The organism is Pseudovibrio sp. POLY-S9 (assembly GCF_001431305.1).
GTDB lineage: Bacteria > Pseudomonadota > Alphaproteobacteria > Rhizobiales > Stappiaceae > Pseudovibrio.
Window position 1 is genome coordinate 1 of the sequence record NZ_LCWX01000168.1, and the last position, 579, is coordinate 579.

Here is a 579-nt window from a genome sequence, read left to right on the forward strand (position 1 = left end):
TATGCGCGCCCGGGCACTTTATGTCCCGCTGATGCATGGCATTCCAAACCCTATCCGCCGCCAATGGTGATGCACCAACTCAATCCGCCAGATCACTCTTAATTCTTATGCGTCCTTTATTTTTTCCTTTGCCAGTGAGTTTGTTATGAATGCTATTGTCCAAATCCCGCAGCTCTTCCAGGAACAAGATCTGGCCTTTACCTTTGCAGCTCCTGCGCAGCCCAACGCGGAATTGCTGGTCACCGGGTTCTCGGCAACAGAACGCCTTAACGGGCTCACGCAGATCCAGATTGAGCTGGCCAGCCCCGACAACGCGCTGGATTTGCATAGCCTGCTGGATACGCCCGCTACGCTGACCATCCATCATAAATACGAGGGCCTGCGCCACCTCTCCGGAGTAATCGCTGAGATTGCCCGTGGTAATGAAGGCCATCACCGCACCAGTTACTCACTCACGCTGCTGCCCAGCCTGCACCGTTTAGCCCACGGCTCTGACTGCCGGATCTTCCAGAAGAAAAGCGTACCTGAGATCGTCAAGATCCTGCTGAAAGAACACGGCGTCGAGGATGTGAAGTGGGA

Annotated in this window: 1 protein-coding gene; it reads left to right on the forward strand. The window is 54.7% G+C overall.

Annotation, left to right across the window (positions count from 1 at the left end; all coding sequences use genetic code 11):
* Positions 1–145: 145 nt before the first annotated feature.
* A partial coding sequence (locus PPL9_RS17315) for a contractile injection system protein, VgrG/Pvc8 family (protein WP_280139047.1) occupies positions 146–579 on the forward strand: 434 nt, incomplete at its 3' end.